Source organism: Acinetobacter sp. YH12049 (assembly GCF_013419875.1).
Taxonomy (GTDB): Bacteria; Pseudomonadota; Gammaproteobacteria; order Pseudomonadales; family Moraxellaceae; genus Acinetobacter; species Acinetobacter amyesii.
In genome coordinates this window covers 1-19,302 of record NZ_VOZH01000047.1, presented here as the reverse complement: position 1 = coordinate 19,302, position 19,302 = coordinate 1, and the positions used below count along the sequence as shown (strand labels likewise).

Sequence of the window (19,302 nt, the reverse complement as noted above, 5' to 3'; positions counted from 1 at the left end):
CTGCAATGCGCAAGCTTATACATCTGTGTTATGGCGTTTTAAAACATCAGACTGCCTATCAAAGAGATTATTTATTGGTCGAATAATCTCAAAACCTGATTGACTACCAAGACGGTATCTCAGGTCGGTGACTTCACGTATATTCAAACTCATTCAGGCTGGGTCTATACCGCCTTTATTATTGATGTGTTCTCACGAGCGATTGTTGGATGGAAAGTATCAACACGTATGAATACAGACATGGTGCTCGATGCACTAGAGCAAGCATTGCATGACCGAGGTATGCCTAAGAATGTGATTCATCATTCAGATAGAGGTGTTCAATATCTTTCAATTCGCTATACCAATCGTTTAGAAGCAGCAAATTTACGAGCATCAGTCGGTACGACCGGTGATTCATACGATAACGCTTTGGCTGAAACAGTGAATGGGTTATACAAAACAGAGGTGATTGAATATTTAAAAGCAGACTGGCAAGGTTTAGCGGATGTACAACTTGCGACATTAAATTGGGTAGATTGGTTCAACAAAAAGCGTGTACACAGCGCATTGGGTTATGTATCGCCTTTTGAGTTTGAAGCAATGTACTATGATAAGATTAACCCGTTAGGTCACGTGGCCTAACTTAAATAAAAATGTCTCCGACAAACCCGGTACGGTTCATTCTTTGAAAAACTCCATAGCTTGGTTATAGGATGTTAATTTTTCGAATCCTTCCCGTTCGACTATAAAATCATAGATCTGCCTTAAAACATGATGATCATATAAATTGGGTATTTTGATTGCTTGATTTAGAATAGTTATTCTATTAATTTAACTAAATTGTATAAATTTAAAAGTGCGAAATAGATCAAAAAACAAAACATTAATGCAAATTAAAGATATTAACTTTTATCCAATTTAAATATTTTGCTAAGTCTTTGTTAAGATTAACTAAAATATATAATCCATACGTATAAAAGTTATTTTTGTTACAATTTTAAGTAATTTAAAATTTTTATATTGTTAAAGGCTTTGTTGCACAAACCTACCGATAAGGTCTTATTCCGCAATATAATTCCTAGATGAATAAACCTACATCCAAAATCTTTCGTACAACCAATTGGTCCACATATAACCGCGCCTTAATTAATCGAGGAAATATTTCTATCCGGTTTGAACCTTTGACTCAATGGTAGGCTCATCCGCAAGCAAAACAAGGTCGAAATCAAACTTACTCCGATACGGCTATTCAATGCTGCTTAATGATCAAAACTTTATTTAAATTGTCTTTGCGAATGGTCACAGGCTTTGTCCAAAGTCTGATTAAGCTTTGTGGATTAGCTTGGACAGCGCCAGATTATTCCACACTGTGCAGAAGACAAAGGCATATCGATATTGCAATTGGCTATCAAAAAAGTAGTGGTGGTCTCCATCTACTCGTAGACTCTACTTGCCTAAAGTTTTTAGGTGAAGGTGAATGGAAGCGTAAAAAAAATGGACCTAAATATCGTCGCCAATGGCGTAAGGTTCATATTGGTATCGATGCTGAAACTATTCAAATACGTGCTGTACACCTCACCGCAGATAATGTCAGTGATTCATAGGTACTGGAAGATTTACTTGCTCAAATCCCTTTAGATGAACAAATCGATTCTGTCTATACACGATGCCGTCAGGTCATTGCAGATCGGCAAACGTATGCAGTGATTCCACCTAGAAAAAATGCAAAGCCCTGGAAAGATATAAAAACTCATTCACGAGAGCGAAATGAACTCCTTCGAACGGTTAATCTTGCGAAGCAGTGCTTCTCAGGCAGGACACTCTTGAAAAAAAGGTCGGGCTATCATCGGCGAAGTCTAGTTGAAACCAAGATGCATTGCATTAAATTATTAGGCGATAAACTCTGCTCAAGGAATTTTAATAGTAAAGTGAATGAGATTCATGCACGCGTAGATGTCTTAAATAAATTCGCAGGATTAGGTCGCCCTCATACCCAAGTTGTCACTTAAATATGAGTAGGTATGGGAGATTTTAATTTTTAAATATTTGTGCAACAAAGCCGTTTTAAAGGAAATAACAAAAGACTATATTTTCAGCATAAGCAATGTGAGTGAATTCATATTCATTCACCACAATTGTTACATTTTAAATCAAAAAGTAAGTTCAACATCGAACTTTATTTTATGCAGATTAGCCACTATATTAAAAATTCATAGAATAATTGATACAACGTGAAAACTTGAAATTAACCTTTTGAACAGAAGACGGTGCCCATAATGGAAACTAAGCATTTTATTCTCAAATTGGTTGCTAGCTGTATTTGTCTAGCTTCAACATACACAACTGCATCTCCTGTACCTTCCAGAATAAATGAAGGTCAAATCGCCAATATAACAGCCCTTACACCCGGTACAATACTATCTATACAAGCTCAAACACCTGATCTTTTTAGTAATGCAGCTGAACGATATATCGTCACTTATCGAAGTCGAGGTGTTTATGCAGAGCCGATTGTTGCTTCTGGATATATCCTATTACCTAAAGGTAAAGCCCCGAAAGGTGGTTGGCCAGTTTTGGCATGGGCACATGGTACAACTGGTGTAGCTGATACCTGCGCACCTTCGGGTGATTATGCTGATGGACCCGTTCACGTATACCAACAAATTGCAGCCAAAGCTTTAAACGCTTGGCTTGCTCGTGGCTATGCAGTCGTTGCGCCGGATTATCAAGGTTTGGGTACACCAGGCGGCCACCCCTATATGAATGCTCAAAGTCAGTTACACACTGTCGTTGATGCAGTCCGTGCGATGCATCAATTAAAATCAGTAAAATTGAGTAAAAACTGGTATGTCATGGGTCACAGTCAAGGCGGTGCCGCGTCCCTAACCGTGGCCGCGTTTGGACAAAAGGATGCTCCTGAACTCAATTTACGCGGAGCAATTGCATTGGCACCGGGCGGCTACCAATATGAAGGGATTGCTGAATATGTAGCAACACAGTCTAATATTGATCCGAGCGTTGCAGCATTTTTACCTATCGTCCTATTAGGTGCTGAAGCTGCGGAGCCTACTCTTTCAGCAAAAGATTTAGTAAGCCCTGAAATGCAGAAAATCCTGAACCATGCTCGTAATCGCTGCTTATCAGAACTACAAACTGAACTAAAAATATCGCAAAAAACCGTTTTTAAACCCAAGGTAGATTTAACGCCATTAACCCGTTATTTAAAAAAACAGTCGATAGAATTTATGACACCTCAAGTACCGTTACTGTTAGTACAAGGTGATCAAGATCAATTGGTAGATTATCTGGGTGTCCATGCTTATTACCAAAAAGTCTGCAAGGAAAATAAGCCCATAGCCTTTCACCCAATTAAAAATGGTGACCATCGTGATTCACTCAAACAAAGCGAATATTTAATCGACAACTTTATTCACTCAATTGATAATAAGACGTATTTAAATACCTGCCCAATAAACTAATACTTAAAATAAAAAGCGCCAAGAGGCGCTTTTTATTTTAAATTCACTAAAAATTTTATATCAATATTTTTGATATAAAATTTTATTATGTAGTTTTATTTACTAAGCTCTTTATTTAAAGCCAAAGATGTTGGTAGTCAACTTAGATCAGTTTGGATTAATAAAATAGAAATACACAACTAAGCAAACTAGTGAAATCGTTGAAATTAAAAGATAAGTGCCCGTTGTATTAAAGCTTTTTAGAAATTTAAATAAGTCCATCATGTCTCCCCCCATGAAAAAACAGATAAATTATACTAAATAATATCTGGGGGATTAAATAGCTGTTGGTCGAATAGCTAAATCGATATGATCAAGTGATCATTAAAAATATATATCTCCTTTAAATCTAGATTAATCTATAGTTTGAGTCTATCAAATACAAAAATACAGCTCCCAACTCAATGAGAGCTGTATTTTTAATACTAAAAATTGATCGAAATTAAACGGCAAGTACTTTCACAATAATGGTTTGCATGTCTTCATTTTCTTCAGCCAAATAAACACGCTTTAACTCTTTGCTTTTCACTTTGAATTGATGATTTTGATACTGAATTACAGCCGGAATTTGATCAAAATACAGGCTATCTGCGTCTAATTCTTCTTGAAAAAGTGGCGTGCCCAATTGATAGTCTAGGCTTTTTAATACTACATATTTAACAGTCGTTTTCATTGAAATAAACCTACTTTTGTTACGCTCTTTATTTTAAGTTTTAACATCGTTTTCCTTCCGAAGAAACCTTTATTTCATATTTTCGTACAGCTTCTAAACAATCACGCTATTTTCGTGAATTCCACAACACACACAGTACCAACTTAGACTTTTAGTGAAATTACAGGCGAGCGAAATCAATGCTAAAATTTTAAGAATACTAATGATCATTCACCATTCTACTTTGGGGTAAGCACATGCTTAAACAGTGTTGCGATGCTTTAGAACAAAAATCCATGACTATCGCGTTTATCGAGAGTGCAAGCTCTGGTTATTTATGTAGTCAATTTTCAATTTATAAGAATAGTGGTGCAGATATCTTATTAGGTGGACTAGTGAGCTATGATCCATCAATCAAGCGTGAAATTTTAAAAGTAGATCCTCTACTAATAGAAAAATTTACGGCCGAATCCGCAGAAGTGACTCAAGCGATGGCTGAGCAAGGACAACAACTATTTTTACATGCGGACTTTGTGGTGGCCTGCACTGGATTACTCAAACCTGGTGGCAGTGCAACCGTAGAAAAACCCGAAGGTACATTTTATATTTCAATCTTACATGACGGTCGTATCTATAATTATCACTATTTTATTTTAGGTACGGCTTTAGAACGCCTAGATCAGTTAACTGAAAATGTTGCTCACAGTGTATTAGACATCTTAAATGCAGAATAAAACATACATAATCTTCATATTTAAATATCATTTTGTATCGCATACTGTATTGAGGAATTTACTTATCAGGACAAGAAAATGCAGCTACGTCATTTCAGTGCATTCGCAATAAGCACACTACTGTCCTGCTCTGCTTTGGCTACGGTAGGCGGCCCTCAAACCATTGAGGTTTTAGGTTTTGATAAAAAAGACCAAAAAATCTATTTAATGCGTCATTTTGAAGATGGTCGTGGTCGTTTACCACAATTATATTATTATCAATTAAATAGCCAAAAACCAACGCAATTAATTACAGTGAAGTCTTTATATATTAATCCCAAGACAAAACGGATTGATTACGATCAAGACAGTGCCCAGTTTGATAAAGAAATCGCGAAAATTAAAAAGCGTTTAGTCAAATTAACACCTGTAAATAACAATAATGCTCGAATACAGGTATTAACAACCATGAATGGCACTGCAAAATCTTGGTATGACCCCACTGAAACCATTGATAAATGGACCTATCAATATCGTATTAAAAATTCGCAGTATAAAAGCGCCATACAAAAGGCTGAGACCTATAAAGAAGGTTTAAAAATCTCTAAAACTTATCGTGTAGTGCAAAAGCCTTTTTATTTAGTGACTGTTAAATATCTAGGGATTCCATTTGAAACGGGATATAGCGTCGAAGATCCTGTTTTATTAACCAAATAGATTGTTAACTCAATTAACAAATAATAAAAAAGCCTCTTTTGAGGCTTTTTTATTTCACTTTAAAATTATGCCGCAGAACGCTCTGCAATTGGCACCACTTTGCGCAGTTCAGGGCCTGTATAGTCCGCGCTTGGGCGAATGATTCGGTTATCCGCACGCTGTTCCATCACATGTGCTGCCCAGCCTGTTACACGTGACATTACAAAGATTGGCGTGAATAGTTTGGTTGCAATATCCATGAAGTGATAAGCCGATGCATGGAAGAAGTCTGCATTACAGAACAATTTCTTCTCACGCCACATCACTTCTTCACAGCGTACTGATACAGGGTAAAGTACGGTATCACCCACGTCTTTAGCTAGGCGCTCAGACCAAATTTTGATGATGCCATTACGTGGATCATTGTCTTTATAGATCGCATGACCAAAGCCCATGATCTTTTCTTTACGCTCAAGTTTGCCGAGCATTTCACGTTCAGCTTCTTCTGGAGACGTCCAGTTTTCGATCATTTCCATCGCAGCTTCGTTCGCACCGCCATGTAATGGGCCACGTAGTGAACCAATTGCACCTGTGATGCATGAATGCATATCTGACAATGTTGATGCACATACACGCGCTGTGAATGTAGATGCGTTAAACTCATGCTCTGCATACAAAATCAGTGATACGTTCATCACTTGCTCGTGCAATTCATTTGGTTTTTCGCCACGCAGTAAATGTAGGAATTGAGCGCCGATTGAATCATCATCGGTGTTTTCTTCTACACGTACACCATCATGGCTGAAACGATACCAGTAGCAAATGATCGCAGGTAGCGTTGCCAAAATACGGTCTGCAACATCTTGTTGCTCAGCAAATGACTGTTCTGTTTCCAAGTTACCTAACATTGAAACGCCTGTACGCATCACATCCATTGGGTGTGAGTCAGCAGGAATACGCTCTAACACCTCTTTCAACGCTTGTGGTAATTGACGCAATGATTTGAGTTTGGCTTTGTATGCTGCTAGTTGTTCTGTTGTTGGCAATTCACCAAAGAAAATCAGGTATGCGACTTCTTCAAACTGACAGTTTTCTGCCAAGTCTTGAACGTCATAACCACGATAGGTTAAGCCCGCACCACTTTTGCCTACAGTTGACAATGCAGTTTTACCAGCTACTTGTCCGCGCAGTCCTGCGCCCGTGAGTACTTTTCCTTCAGCCATTTTTTATTTTCCTTCAGTGAACAATTTATCTAAGGTGTTTTCAAAAGTGTGATAATCGAGGAATTGATAGAGTTCTTTTCGTTGTTGCATTTTATCCAGTACATTGACTTGTGTACCGTCATTGCGGATCGCATGCATTACTTCGAGTGCCGCTTTTTGCATTGCACGTGTTGGTGATAATGGGTAAAGCACCATTGCAATACCCTGCTCGCCTAGTTCTTCTTTGGTGTAGTAAGGGGTATCACCAAACTCTGTAATGTTTGCCAGTACAGGTACACCCACAGCATCGCAGACAGTTTTGTACATGGTAATATCAGTCATTGCTTCAGCAAAGATCGCATCAGCACCGGCTTCTACACATGCACATGCACGGTCAATCACTGCTTGCAGACCTTCTTTCTGCAAAGCATCTGTACGTGCCATCACTACAAAGTTTGAATCAGTTTTTGCATCGACAGCCGCTTTAATACGGTCAACCATTTCCTGCTGCGTCACAATTTCTTTGTTCGGACGGTGTCCACAGCGTTTTTGCGCGACTTGGTCTTCGATATGAACCGCTGCTGCACCCGCAGCAATCATTTGTTTCACAGTACGAGCAATGTTAAATGCACCGCCCCAACCTGTATCGATATCGACAAGTAATGGCGTATCTACACGTTCAGTAATACGACGAACATCTTCCAAAACATTGTCTAAACTGGTCATGCCTAAGTCAGGTAAACCATATGAATAGTTCGCAACACCTGCACCAGATAAATATATGGCTTTATAGCCAACTTCTTTTGCCATCATTGCTGCATAGGCATTTACTGTGCCAATGATTTGTAATGGTTTTTCGATTTCCAATGCTTGTCTAAATCTTAAGCCTGCAGACGTTTGTTGTGTCATATTCCTTTCCACGGCATTTACTTTAATTTTCGAAGTTTGAGTATATCCATATTTTTTTCCAACTCTATGGCTTTGTAGAATATTAACTCTAAAACTTTAGTCAAATATTTCACTTGTCACCTATCTGTTGTTATTCTTTAGTCAAAGATCTCTTATTTATGAGCAAAGCAGAAAAGTACTAATTTTTTTGCTATAATTATCGTCAAACTAGCTCTTTTTTTGTTAAAAATTATCACTTTATGCAAGATTTAATACACATTGAACCTCTAACGCATGACCAGCCACAAACGCGGCGCGGACATGAACGATGTGTTGCACTTTTAGAAAGTGCTACGGAGCTTTTTTTAAAACGTGGTTTTGATGCAGTTTCATTAGACGATATTGTGAATCATGCCGGTGGGTCAAAAGCATCGATCTATAAATATTTTGGTAATAAAGACGGATTATTTAAGGCGATTTGTGACTATCGTCGCTGCTTATTTTTCAAAGATATTTGCCTACCGTTTACTGTCAGCCCGAATACCGATATTCGTGCTTATCTCATCAACACCTTAAGTAATTTTCATCAACATATCGTCATGCCTGAAAATGTGGCATTTATGCGGTTAGTCTTAGAACAAACAGGACGTAATCCTGAAATAGCACGTTATATTCATGAGCAAGGCCCGAAACAAATTCAGAACACCGTTGCCGAAATTTTATATCAAGCACATCAACACGGTTTGCTGTATTGTGAAAACCCGCTATTTTCGGCTCAGTTTTATTTTGGGATTCTGCGTAATTTAGAATGGCGCGTTCTCATGGGCATCAGCATTGATGAAAATGATCAAGAAACCATCAATTACATCAGTTATTGCGTCGATCGTTTCCTAGACGGTCACCAAAAGCGCTAGATTTTTTGCAATTTACCTCTCTTATAGTATATTAATCGATTCCTTTTTCTCTAACCAACCAACAACTAATTGTTGTTTTGTTTTTTGATTCAGCAATTATTGTGGAGTAACAATGGCTCTACGTCACTTTCTAACTTTACGCGATTTATCGACTTTAGAACTTAACCAAATTGTACAGCGCGGTATCGAACTCAAGCGCAAACAGCATAACAATGAAGTTTTCCAACCTTTCGTTGGTAAAGTCATGGGCATGATTTTTGAGAAATCGAGCACCCGTACACGTGTATCGTTTGAAGCAGGAATGAGCCAATTTGGTGGTAGTGCAATTTTCCTTTCATCTCGCGACTCTCAATTAGGTCGTGGTGAGCCAGTGGAAGATTCTGCACGTGTGATTTCAAGCATGCTTGATATTGTGATGATTCGTACTTTTGGTCATGACATTGTTGAACGTTTTGCTTCTTATTCAAAAGTTCCTGTCATCAATGCATTAACAGATGATCACCACCCTTGCCAATTACTTGCCGATGTTCAAACATTTGTTGAACACCGTGGTTCTATTGAAGGCAAAACGGTTGCTTGGATTGGTGATGGCAACAATATGTGTAACTCATATATTGAAGCGGCTCATATGTGGGGCTTTAAATTAAAAATCGCTGCACCTAAGGGCTATGAACCTAAAGCAGAATTTTTATCTGAATTTGCACACTGTGTGGAACTTGTTGATTCTGCCGAAGATGCTGCAGTTAATGCAGATTTAATCGTGACAGATGTTTGGGCAAGTATGGGCCAAGAAGAAGAACAAAAAATTCGTGAAAAAGCTTTTGCTGATTATCAAGTGAATGAACGCCTGATGGATCTTGCTCACGCTGACTGCTTATTTATGCACTGCTTGCCTGCGCATCGTGGTGAAGAAATTTCTGAAAATATGCTTGACCACAAAAATGCCGTGGTTTGGGATGAAGCTGAAAATCGCTTACATGCACAAAAAGCACTTGTTGAATTCTTAATTAACGAAAATCTTAAAAAAGACTAAGGTTTTACTTAGATAAATGAAGCACCTTCGGGTGCTTTTTTTGTTTTTGCATGCTTTAATAAAACCATAACTTTTATAAGTGATTTAAAATATGCATATTCAAAAAAGCTTTTTAATTTTAGTCTCTTTGGGCCTAAGCACCGTTACACTTGCAGCGTCTCCAACTGAGTTAGATCAATACCTCGTAAAAAAAGGAATTTTGGATGCAGCATATCAAATCAAAAATAAGCCTGCATTAGATGAAATACTTTCTGCCATAAGTGACGAAGACTCTCGTACTCTTCCTTTTCAAGTTGACCAAAATATGTTGATGGAAAAAATGGAAGTTTCAGCAGATAAAATAGAAATTGAAGGAATTATCACCACACCTGACTTTACACAATTTGCAGAATCGGTGGGTCAACAGCAAGTCAAACAACTGATCAAAAAGAATTCTCTACAAAATTGTGAATTGCTATTTGAACATCAATTTCAACGTGTAAATCCATATGTATTAGAAATGGATTTATCTTCACCTCAACAAAAATACGAAATAAAAATCCACAACGCTGAATGTAAATTTAAATAAACATCTGATTTCTTATAGCTCTTGGTTTAACTTCTGCAATGTTTTTTAACTTAACGAATTAAACCTTGAGGCTGTAATGCAATCACAGCTGCACCCACTAATACAATGATGCCACCTAGCATATCCCATCGCGTTAGAGTTACGTGATCTACAAAACGCAACCACAGTAACGCAGAAAAAATGTAGATTCCGCCATAGGCTGCATAGATACGACCCGAAGCTGCTGGATGTAACGTCAATAACCAAACAAATGCAGCCAATGCAAGCGCTGTTGGAATCCATAACCACTGCGATTTTTGCTGATTTAAAATCAAATATGGGAAGTAACAGCCTAAAATTTCCATCAGTGCTGTCAGTGCAAATAAACCAAACGTGGTCAGCACTTTTGTAAATGCTATGTCCATCATAGAAAAATCCAAATCTAGCGTCGAATAAATATAAAAAACCCGTGCAAGCACGGGTTTTTTATAAATAAATTATTTAAGCAGGTTCAGCGGTTTGGTCTTCAAACACTTCGAGTTTTAAGCCCACAGCTTTACCATTTTCTTTCTTCACTGAAACAGCAACATTGCCGCCATGTTCCGCAAGCTCACCAAACAGAATCATTTCAGCAAGCGGTTTTTTCAAATGCTCTTGGATTAAACGCTGCATTGGACGAGCGCCCATCAAGCGATCGTATCCTTGCTCAGCCATCCATTCACGTGCATCTTGATCAACTTCAAGAACCACTTTCTTATCATCTAACTGTGCCTGAAGCTCTGTTAAGAACTTATCAACCACACTTTCAATGACCGTTGTTGGCAATGCTTTAAATTGAATGACACCATCTAAACGGTTACGGAACTCTGGTGAGAAGGCTTTTTTCATCGCGTCTTGGTTGTCATTACTGTTGTCTTGATCCATGAAACCAATGCTCACACGTGAAATTGATTCTGCACCAATATTAGTCGTCAGTACTAACACGACGTTACGGAAGTCAGACTTACGACCGTTATTATCCGTTAATGAACCATGATCCATAATTTGAAGTAACAAATTAAAGACATCTGGATGTGCTTTCTCAATTTCGTCTAGTAATAGCACGCAATGCGGATTTTTATGAATCGCGTCGGTCAGCAAACCACCTTGATCAAAACCGACATAACCCGGAGGCGCACCAATTAAACGTGATACTGCATGACGTTCCATGTATTCCGACATATCGAAACGTACAAGTTCAACGCCTAACAATTTCGCCAATTGCTTAGTGACTTCAGTTTTACCCACACCTGTAGGACCCGCAAAGACAAAATTACCCACTGGCTTATCTGGTGCTTTAAGACCTGCACGAGATAATTTAATCGCAGATGCAAGCGCTTCAATGGCCTCATCCTGACCAAACACCACACGTTTCAGATCTCGCTCAAGATTTTCAAGAACGCTCTTGTCATCTTTAGACACAGTTTTCGGCGGAATACGGGCAATTTTCGATACGATATCTTCAATGTTTTCAACTGAAATGACTGTATCATCTTGCTCAGCTTTTAAACGACGCTGCGCACCAGCTTCATCAATCACATCAATGGCTTTATCAGGCAAGAAACGATCATTGATAAATTTCGCTGAAAGCTCAACCGCAGAAACCAACGCTTGATCTTCGTATTTCACATGATGGAATTCTTCAAATTTTCCTTTTAAGCCACGAAGAATATCAATCGTTTCTGAAATAGATGGTTCATTGACATCAATTTTTTGGAAACGACGTGATAATGCATGATCTTTTTCAAAGACTTGACGGTATTCTTGGAAAGTCGTTGAACCGATACAACGCAAAGTACCATTCGCCAAAGCTGGCTTGATGAGGTTCGATGCATCCATCGTGCTGCCCATACTTGAGCCTGCACCGATGATCATGTGAATTTCATCAATAAATAAAATAGCTTCGGGCTTTTTCTTCAAGGCATTTAGCAGTTGTTTTAAACGCTTTTCAAAATCACCACGGTATTTAGTTCCAGCGACTAAAGCACCAATGTCTAAACTAAACACTTCTGCATTTTCAAGCGGTTTAGGTGCTTTACCATTTACAATGAGCCAAGCCAATCCTTCAGCAATCGAAGTTTTACCTACACCCGGATCACCCACCAAAAGTGGGTTGTTTTTACGGCGACGGCATAGAATTTGAGCTGTACGTTCAATCTCTTTTTCACGACCAATCAGTGGATCTGTTTTGCCTTTTTGAGCTTCAACATTGAGATTGGTCGTATAAAGCTCTAATGGGCCAGAATTTGAAGACGTGGTGCTTTCACCATCGAGCTCTTCGATTTCTTCTTCTGCTTGGACTTCATCTTTACGTGTGCCATGAGACAAATACTGCGTTAATGTCAAACGGTTGATTTGATGGCGTTTAAGTAAATACACCGCAAATGAATCACGCTCTGAATACATCGCAACTAAAATGTCTGCACCTTCTACAGTGCGGTCATTACCACTCGATTGCACATGGAAAATTGCACGCTGCAAAATACGATCAAAACTTTCTGTAGGATGTGGCGCTTGATCGCTATTTTCGCCAAGCTTAGGGGTATGTTGTTCTACGTATTCTTCAAGTTCTTTGCGAAGAACAATAATGTCTGCGCCACATGCTTTCAATGCATTAACAGCGGAATCATTATCCAGTAAAGCCAATAATAAATGTTCTACCGTCAAAAATTCATGTCTCTTTTGACGAGCCATGCTGACAGCCAAACGTAATGATACTTCTAATTGACGACTGAGCATGTAATCCCCTTATTAATCTTTTGGCTCAATCTGACAAAGTAATGGATGACTTTGCGACCGAGCGTAATTATTGACCTGATTTGCTTTAGTCTCTGCGATGTCTCGCGGATAAACCCCTGCAACACCCTTTCCTTCATAATGTACAGTTAGCATTACTTGAGTGGCTTGGTCAAGATTCAAAGCAAAGTATTGTTGTAAAATTTCAATTACAAAGTCCATTGGGGTGTAATCATCGTTCATTAAAACGACAGCATACATAGGAGGACGCTTTAACTCAGGTGGCGCAGTCAATACTTGAATGTCTGAATCACCATCATCCTGCGTACCTTGGCTGAGAGTCGGGTTTAGATGCCAGTCCACTAAACCAGATTGGTAAAATGAATTTTTAATGTCAGATAAACACGTTTGACGCTTATTGGTTCGCATAGGATTTAGGTTTCACACTTAGTTTGCACTTGCTTCAGTTTGAGGAATTTCTGAAAGGAAGGCAGATTGATTTTCAACAGGCTGACCTTTCGACCAGCTAAAACGGCGAATAACGGGTTTAGAACCTGTTAAACGCACTTCAATAAAGTCTGGACTAAAGCCTTTTGGCATGGTCCAACGTCCAGTGAGTCGTTCACTTTCGCTAAAGTTAAAGTTTTTGTCCTCTAAAGGCACTGCAAGTACTTCTGTCCCCTTAATTAGGCGCAGCTCAACACTTCCAGATACATTACTTTTTGACGGGCTAACTTGAACAAGATCTAGTTGGTATTCATACGCATTTTCAGGTAAAGGTTTGATCGCTAAATGTTGTACTGCAAGAGGCATACCACCACGTTGGCGCAATACTTCACGATACAAAACACCCAAATTACCAGTTAATTCTTGATCATCACGTGCTTTTTTAACAGCCAAATATAAATCATTTGAATTACTTACAGCGACATCACGCTCTTGGATTGCCGCATTCAAACTTTTATTTAGGCCTGCTAATTCAGTTTTTTGCTTTTGCACCACATCAACGAGCTGTTCTGCATCTGCATCATAACCGACCACTGTTAAGCCCTGACGATGACCGATACTATATCCGAGCAAACCGCTGCTCAATGCAAGTACAACTGCACCAATCGCCAGTGGCATATTCGTCTTCATAAAAGGCGTTTTTTCACTGTTTTCAGGTTCTGACTTGAAATTAGATTCTGTATTCGACATCGTCATCTCTTATTTTTAGTTCACTCAAGGCACACATTTAAATCCAGTTTTAAATGTGTGTGAAGTTTTAAATCGTTTCTTATGGTAATAAACCAATGCCTTGAAGTCCTGCATTTTCAGCAAAACTAAACATCAAGTTCATATTTTGTACGGCTTGACCAGCAGCACCTTTCACCAAGTTGTCTTGAGCCACCAAAATCACTAATTTTTTCGGTTGAGGCTTGCAAATCGCAATACGTAATTGGTTCGCACCACGCACAGTACGTGTTTCAGGTGAGCTACCTGCAGGCATAACATCTACAAACTGCTCATTGGCATAGAACTGTTCATATATGCTTTGTAAATCCGCAGAAGCACCTGCGTCTGTCAAATCAATATAGATAGTGCTGAGCATGCCACGAATCATCGGTACTAAATGCGGTACGAATAAAATTTCGTTAAACACACCTTTTTGACCTGAAATATTTTCTAAGGCTTCTACAATTTCAGGATGATGACGGTGACCCGCTACACCATAAGCTTTAAAGTTATCTGCATTTTCAGAATAGATCATACCTAGGCTGGCTTTACGACCTGCACCAGACACACCTGATTTTGCATCAATAATAATGCTTTCAGGTTCCACTAATCCTTCAGCTTTTAATACTGGCGCTAAACCAAGCTGTACAGTTGTTGGGTAACAACCTGGGTTACCAATCACTGAAGCCTTTTGAATTTTTTCACGGTTTAATTCAGACAAACCATAAACTGAATCTTTTAATAATTCTGGGCAAGCATGGTCGAGGCCATACCATTTCTCAAATTGAGCTAAGTCTTGCAAGCGGAAGTCAGCAGCAAGGTCAATCACTTTAGTATTTGCAGCAACCAATTCTACAGCGTGTTTCATTGCAACACCGTGCGGCGTCGCAAAGAATACAACGTCACATTGTTTTAGTTCTTCAATATTTAGATCTGAATAGCAAAGGTCTGTATGTCCACGCAAGCTCGGGAACATATCATCCACACGGCGGCCATTTTCAGTACGCGAAGTTAAAACTTTTACTTCTGCATTGGGGTGTCGCAGTAAAATACGCAGTAATTCAACACCTGTGTAACCTGTACCGCCGACAATACCTACTGAAATCACGCTCTTTACCTCTATTCAAAGTATCCATTTGATGACTGCGTAGTATGACAGGAAGTTGAGGATTTCTGAACTGTTTTGACATATAAAGCTTCACTTTATAATGTTAGCTTGTCTTCTGAATCCTATTAAGTCAGATCATGCATATAAATCCTTATCATTACCTATCCACAGCTCAAGGTCGTGTCTTCACTAAAGAAAGAAATATTCCAGCATGGCAATGCTGTTTTGACGCTTTTAAGCATGAATTAAAAACTAACCCAAAGGTTAAAATCATTTATATATTGATCGGATGCCAAGGGGCTGGGAAATCAACTTGGGCCAAAAACCAAATATCCCGCGAACCTGAAAATATTATTTTTGATGCTATTTTAGTAAAGCAATCTGAACGTCTACCGATAATTGAGCAAGCTAAATAATTGGGTAAAAAATGCGTTGCTGTATGGTTTCAAATCCCGCTCGAAGTATGCATAAAAAGAAACGCTCAACGCCCTTCAGATGAAATAGTCGATCTGATGGCATTAACCAATGTTTATTACGCATTAGAACCGCCTACATACCAAGAAGGATTTGATTTAATTGAAATAATATATTAAGAAATGCTTTAGTGTTTACAACTTAGTGCCTTTAATTCAGAGCACCCACCACCAAGGCATTGCCGTCATTTTTAGTATTTTTCGATGCTGCTGAAAATTTATATCATGCTTTTGCACTTCAGCCCAAAAGTTTGGGCTATGGTCAAAGTGCTTGGTATGCGCTAACTCATGTACAGCCACATATCGTACAACTTGCTCTGGAAACAGCACCAATGCGCTATTCAGCATAATATCATGGCGCGCTGAACAGCTTCCCCAGCGCGTTTTGGGCTGACGAATTGAGCATTCACCATATTTCAAGCCTGTTTCACTGCTCACTTGCTTTAAATAAATTGGTAAATACTCTTTGGCATAAGCAATCACAAAACTTTTTAAATATTGCTCAGGCTGTCGATCACTGATGAATAGTTGATGGCTTTCGTCATCCAAGATAAATGAATGTTTTTGCGTTTGATAAACAACCATTAACGGTTGTTCTAAATTAAATAACTTTAATTTTATTGGCAGACTTCGATCCTGCAGCCCTGCTTTTTCCTGCTGCTTCTGCCATGTCTCAATCATCCATTGTTCTGATTGTTTCAAAAAATCTTGAACTTGGCGCTGAGTACAAAACTGCGGAACCGTTAATTTGATTTGAGTTGGTTCTACACGGAGTCTTAGGCGTGTGGCACGTAATTTCCGAGTGATTTGAATTTCAGGAAGGTTTAGTGTCATTTATTTTTTTATTAAAAGCTTTTAAACAATGCATAAATTGAATTTTAAGCAGTTTTCAAAAAGTATATTGGGGGTTCCTTCTCCCTCTGGGAGAAGGTTAGGATGAGGGGGACATTTAAATTGACCTCTCCCTAACCCTCTCCTCAAAGGAGAGGGAACTTCCATTAGAAATTTAAATATAAATCGAAACTCTATTTACATTTAAATTTTCTATAGATTAAACCGCAGTACGCTCTTCAATACCGTTATCAGTAGCTACAACCGCAATATCCGCCTTGTTTAGAGCAAAGATACCGTTACACACTACACCCGGAATATTGTTTAAAGTTTTTTCAAGTTCCAATGCATTTAGGATATTTAAGTTGTGTACGTCTAAAATTACATTACCGTTATCTGTTACTACGCCTTCACGGTACACAGGATCGCCGCCTAAAGAAACGATTTTACGTGCCACAGCAGAACGTGCCATTGGAATCACTTCTACAGGAAGCGGAAATTCACGTGCCAACTGATCAACCCATTTAGAATCATCTACGATACAAACGAATTTTTTCGCAATAGACGCCACGATTTTTTCACGAGTCAACGCAGCTCCGCCACCTTTAATCATGTGCATATGACGGTCGATTTCATCTGCACCATCCACATAGGCATCTAAACCGCCAACGTGGTTCATATCAACCACTTCAATGCCTAATTTTTTCAAACGTTGTGCAGTTGCTTCAGAACTTGCAACAGCAGCTTCGAGTTGAAGCTCTGGCAATAATTCGATGAGGAAGTTCACAGTACTTCCTGTACCAACACCCAAAATACCGCCCTTTGGCAAATGCTTTAACGCAGCTTTTGCGGCAGCTTGTTTCTTTTCATCTTGGGTTGCATACAGACTCATAACTTGGCTCAACTATTTTTTGACATTAGACGCTGATTTTTCAGCCCAAATGTACAGGGGTTTGTTACAATAAACCCCTATTTTAAACTGTTAGATGGAAAATTAACATGCTGTCTCGTTTGGTTCGACAAATATTACAGGCAACGGTCTATGACGTTGCAATCGAAACCCCACTCGAAGCAGCGCCACGAATTAGTGAAAAACTAAACAATAACATTCGCTTTAAACGCGAAGATTTACAACCTGTCTTTTCTTTCAAGCTACGCGGTGCCTACAACCGTATTAGTCAATTACCGAAATCTCAGTTGGAACGTGGCGTTATTACTGCTTCTGCAGGTAACCATGCTCAAGGCGTGGCGTTATCTGGTAAAAAGTTGGGTATTCGCGCCATTATCGTTATGCCTAAAACCACACCAGACATTAAAGTACAAGCGGTTAAACGCTTAGGCGGTGAAGTGGTTCTGCATGGCGATTCTTTTGACGTAGCCAATAAATACGCAATCCAATGTGCAAAAGATGAAGGTATGACCTTTATTCCACCTTATGACGACGAACTCGTTATGGCCGGTCAAGGAACCATTGCCAACGAAATTTTGCGTCAATGGCGTGATGTAGACTATGTATTTGTTGCTGTGGGCGGTGGCGGTCTCATTGCCGGTGTAGCTGCTTATCTTGGTGATGTGGCACCGCATGTTAAAGTCATTCCTGTTGAATATGACGAATCAGCATGTTTAAAAGCAGCCTTTGAAGCTAATGAACGTGTCATTCTTCCATCTGTAGGTTTATTTGCCGACGGTACAGCAGTTGCTCAAATTGGTGAAAAACCATTTGAAGTGATTCAGCTACAAAAATCAGATAACTCAGGCCCTATTGTTGAGCGTGAAGTTGTACTGGTAAATACCGATGAAATCTGTGCAGCGATTAAAGATACCTTTGATGAATGCCGCAGCATTGTAGAACCGTCAGGTGCAATGGCGCTTGCAGGTATTAAGAAGTATGTAGCTGAGCATGGTCTAGAAGGTAAAAATATGGTATCGATTGTTTGCGGTGCAAACATGAACTTTGACCGTCTGCGCTACATTGCAGAACGTACCGAACTGGGTGAACGTAAAGAAGCGATCTTTGCTGTGACCATTCCAGAAGAAAAAGGTTCTTTCCTTAAATTCTGCCGTGCACTACAAGGCCGTAATATCACTGAATTTAACTACCGTGCAAGCAACTCAAGTGCCGCTCAAGTGTTTGTGGGTATTAGTCTCAAAAATGGTGAGAAAGAACGTCAGGAAATTTTTGAAACCTTAAAATTCCAATACGATGTAGACGATCTTTCTGATGATGAAGTGGCTAAACTGCATATCCGTTATTTGATTGGCGGTCATGCCGATATCGAAAATGAACGCCTATTCCGCGTGGAATTCCCCGAACGTCCGGGCGCATTACTGACTTTCTTAGAACGTCTAGGCCCAACGCATAACATCACCCTATTCCACTACCGTAACCACGGTGCTGCTGAAGGTCGTGTATTGGTGGGTATGGAAGCAACGGATGCGAAACAAAACCCAGATGGTTTAATTGAAACATTGGAAAATATTACCTATCCATATGTTGAGATTACCAATAACCTCGGTTATCAACGTTTCTTGAAATAAGTAAAATTTCTATATGAAAGCTGGGATCTAGATTCCAGCTTTTTTATTTGCATCAACTATTTCCTGAATCAAAATAAATAAATTCATCAAATTAGGGTCTGTTGACATTTGTTGATTAAAAAAATAGCGAGATAGTAAAATTAAATCGCCAAACCCAATTTTACACTCGCTATGCCTCGAACAATGCTAAATGATCAACACTGGTCCAAGTTACTTG

18 protein-coding genes and 2 pseudogenes are annotated in these 19,302 nt (G+C 39.1%); 10 read left to right on the top strand and 10 right to left on the bottom strand.

The window, feature by feature from the left end:
• Window positions 1–123: 123 nt before the first annotated feature.
• From FTU05_RS15385 to FTU05_RS15375, 3 genes and pseudogenes are all read left to right on the top strand, one after another.
• Window positions 124–624 (top strand): annotated as a pseudogene (locus FTU05_RS15385) (IS3-like element ISAba34 family transposase); the annotation flags it as partial.
• Window positions 625–1,064: 440 nt separating this feature from the next.
• Window positions 1,065–1,991 (top strand): annotated as a pseudogene (locus FTU05_RS15380) (IS5 family transposase).
• A gap of 264 nt (window positions 1,992–2,255) precedes the next feature.
• On the top strand, window positions 2,256–3,461 hold the full coding sequence (locus FTU05_RS15375; protein WP_373685319.1) for an alpha/beta fold hydrolase: 1,206 nt from the start codon (window positions 2,256–2,258) through the stop codon (window positions 3,459–3,461).
• Between the two features lie 481 nt (window positions 3,462–3,942).
• Here the strand turns inward: FTU05_RS15375 and FTU05_RS15370 are convergent, their stop codons facing one another.
• On the bottom strand, window positions 3,943–4,173 hold the full coding sequence (locus FTU05_RS15370) for a hypothetical protein (protein ID WP_078190858.1): 231 nt from the start codon (window positions 4,171–4,173) through the stop codon (window positions 3,943–3,945).
• A 236-nt stretch (window positions 4,174–4,409) separates the two neighbouring features.
• On the opposite strand from FTU05_RS15370, the gene FTU05_RS15365 reads away from it, so the two are divergent.
• Both FTU05_RS15365 and FTU05_RS15360 read left to right on the top strand, forming a co-directional pair.
• A complete protein-coding gene (locus FTU05_RS15365; protein ID WP_168379808.1) occupies window positions 4,410–4,886 on the top strand; it encodes a CinA family protein in 477 nt (158 codons plus the stop codon).
• A gap of 78 nt (window positions 4,887–4,964) precedes the next feature.
• Window positions 4,965–5,582, top strand: coding sequence for an aminotransferase (locus tag FTU05_RS15360; protein ID WP_180165899.1), 618 nt, complete (start codon window positions 4,965–4,967; stop codon window positions 5,580–5,582).
• 65 nt (window positions 5,583–5,647) lie between these two features.
• Here FTU05_RS15360 and prpC read toward each other — a convergent pair whose 3' ends face one another.
• Window positions 5,648–6,784 (bottom strand): 2-methylcitrate synthase, encoded by a 1,137-nt coding sequence (prpC, locus tag FTU05_RS15355; protein WP_180051268.1) that lies wholly within the window; start codon window positions 6,782–6,784, stop codon window positions 5,648–5,650.
• A gap of 3 nt (window positions 6,785–6,787) precedes the next feature.
• Window positions 6,788–7,672 (bottom strand): methylisocitrate lyase, encoded by an 885-nt coding sequence (gene prpB / locus FTU05_RS15350; protein ID WP_111883701.1) that lies wholly within the window; start codon window positions 7,670–7,672, stop codon window positions 6,788–6,790.
• A gap of 239 nt (window positions 7,673–7,911) precedes the next feature.
• Between prpB and FTU05_RS15345 the strand changes: the two genes are divergently transcribed.
• The 3 genes from FTU05_RS15345 (at window position 7,912) to FTU05_RS15335 (ending at window position 10,166) form a co-directional block, all read left to right on the top strand.
• Window positions 7,912–8,565, top strand: coding sequence for a TetR/AcrR family transcriptional regulator (locus FTU05_RS15345; protein ID WP_180165897.1), 654 nt, complete (start codon window positions 7,912–7,914; stop codon window positions 8,563–8,565).
• 112 nt (window positions 8,566–8,677) lie between these two features.
• Window positions 8,678–9,598 (top strand): ornithine carbamoyltransferase, encoded by a 921-nt coding sequence (gene argF / locus FTU05_RS15340; protein ID WP_078193464.1) that lies wholly within the window; start codon window positions 8,678–8,680, stop codon window positions 9,596–9,598.
• A 91-nt stretch (window positions 9,599–9,689) separates the two neighbouring features.
• Window positions 9,690–10,166, top strand: coding sequence for a hypothetical protein (locus tag FTU05_RS15335; protein ID WP_180165895.1), 477 nt, complete (start codon window positions 9,690–9,692; stop codon window positions 10,164–10,166).
• 50 nt (window positions 10,167–10,216) lie between these two features.
• On the opposite strand, the gene FTU05_RS15330 is transcribed toward FTU05_RS15335, so the two are convergent.
• The 5 genes from FTU05_RS15330 to argC all read right to left on the bottom strand — a co-directional run bounded on the left by FTU05_RS15330 (window position 10,217) and on the right by argC (window position 15,243).
• The gene (locus FTU05_RS15330; RefSeq protein ID WP_180124496.1) at window positions 10,217–10,570 is read right to left on the bottom strand and encodes a YnfA family protein; all 354 of its coding nucleotides are present in this window, start codon (window positions 10,568–10,570) and stop codon (window positions 10,217–10,219) included.
• Between the two features lie 76 nt (window positions 10,571–10,646).
• Window positions 10,647–12,923 carry an ATP-dependent Clp protease ATP-binding subunit ClpA gene (clpA, locus tag FTU05_RS15325; RefSeq protein ID WP_078188640.1) on the bottom strand — a complete coding sequence of 759 codons (2,277 nt, stop codon included), beginning with the start codon at window positions 12,921–12,923 and terminating at the stop codon, window positions 10,647–10,649.
• Between the two features lie 12 nt (window positions 12,924–12,935).
• On the bottom strand, window positions 12,936–13,349 hold the full coding sequence (gene clpS, locus FTU05_RS15320; protein ID WP_078188641.1) for an ATP-dependent Clp protease adapter ClpS: 414 nt from the start codon (window positions 13,347–13,349) through the stop codon (window positions 12,936–12,938).
• Window positions 13,350–13,367: 18 nt separating this feature from the next.
• Window positions 13,368–14,117: a hypothetical protein gene (locus tag FTU05_RS15315; protein WP_078188642.1), complete on the bottom strand. Its 750-nt coding sequence runs from the start codon at window positions 14,115–14,117 to the stop codon at window positions 13,368–13,370.
• Between the two features lie 79 nt (window positions 14,118–14,196).
• A complete protein-coding gene (gene argC, locus FTU05_RS15310; RefSeq protein WP_180165893.1) occupies window positions 14,197–15,243 on the bottom strand; it encodes an N-acetyl-gamma-glutamyl-phosphate reductase in 1,047 nt (348 codons plus the stop codon).
• A gap of 137 nt (window positions 15,244–15,380) precedes the next feature.
• Here argC and FTU05_RS17990 point away from each other — a divergent pair, with 137 nt between their 5' ends.
• The gene (locus FTU05_RS17990) at window positions 15,381–15,659 is read left to right on the top strand and encodes a hypothetical protein (RefSeq protein ID WP_257230138.1); all 279 of its coding nucleotides are present in this window, start codon (window positions 15,381–15,383) and stop codon (window positions 15,657–15,659) included.
• A 213-nt stretch (window positions 15,660–15,872) separates the two neighbouring features.
• Here the strand turns inward: FTU05_RS17990 and FTU05_RS15300 are convergent, their stop codons facing one another.
• Window positions 15,873–16,550 (bottom strand): SprT family zinc-dependent metalloprotease, encoded by a 678-nt coding sequence (locus tag FTU05_RS15300; protein WP_180165891.1) that lies wholly within the window; start codon window positions 16,548–16,550, stop codon window positions 15,873–15,875.
• Window positions 16,551–16,767: 217 nt separating this feature from the next.
• Entirely contained in the window at window positions 16,768–17,439 is a 672-nt protein-coding gene (rpiA, locus tag FTU05_RS15295; RefSeq protein ID WP_180004663.1) for a ribose-5-phosphate isomerase RpiA, read from the bottom strand.
• 107 nt (window positions 17,440–17,546) lie between these two features.
• Here rpiA and ilvA point away from each other — a divergent pair, with 107 nt between their 5' ends.
• Complete coding sequence (ilvA, locus tag FTU05_RS15290; protein ID WP_078193470.1) at window positions 17,547–19,085, top strand: threonine ammonia-lyase, biosynthetic; 1,539 nt, start codon at window positions 17,547–17,549, stop codon at window positions 19,083–19,085.
• Window positions 19,086–19,302: the final 217 nt, after the last annotated feature.